Annotated in this window: 1 protein-coding gene; it reads right to left on the bottom strand. The window is 79.1% G+C overall.

Features of this window, described 5'->3' with window-relative positions:
- Positions 1 to 383, bottom strand: a 383-nt coding sequence (locus tag D450_RS31630; RefSeq protein WP_039821178.1) for a P-loop NTPase family protein, incomplete at its 3' end; no start/stop codon positions are given.
- Positions 384 to 549: the final 166 nt, after the last annotated feature.

The raw sequence follows: 549 nt of genomic DNA, 5'->3' as shown, positions 1-549 counted from the left end.
CGGCCGCCGGCGTAGGGGCCTTCCCCGGCGTCGGCGTGGAAGGGGTGCGCGGCGTAGACCTCGGCGCCGGCCTCGGCCGCGTGGCGCCACTGCCACCCGCCCCCGCCGTCGATCACCAGGACGGCGCCGCCGTTGCTCATGTGCTGGGACGCCAGGGACAAGGTGAGCCACGTTCCGCCGCTGCCGTCACCGCCCACGATCTGCGCGTGCCCGTGGCCGGGGTGCCACCACACCGGTGCCCCGGAGCCTGGGCTGCCCAGTAGCAGTCCCTCGGCGGGGCCGGCGGCCAGCAGCGGGGCCGCGTCGGCCAGGTCCAGCGGCGCCGGGGCCGAGGGGGCGCGGTCGGGGCGCAGGCGAGCGAAAAGGCGCTTGACCGTCGTCATTGGGTACCTCCGTCAGTCGCGGTGCGGGCCGCGTCGGCCGGCGTCGCCGGCGGGGTCGTCACGTGCTCGACGTCGCCGGCGGGGTCGAACACCGCCCAGCGGCCCGGACCGGTGGCCGGCATCCGGGCGCCGTGGGCCCCGGGGCGGGCGGCGGTGATCCGCCGCC

It is taken from the genome of Nocardiopsis halophila DSM 44494, from assembly GCF_000341245.1.
GTDB classification, from domain to species: Bacteria; Actinomycetota; Actinomycetes; order Streptosporangiales; family Streptosporangiaceae; genus Nocardiopsis_A; species Nocardiopsis_A halophila.
This window is presented reverse-complemented; position numbering and strand designations above follow the sequence as displayed.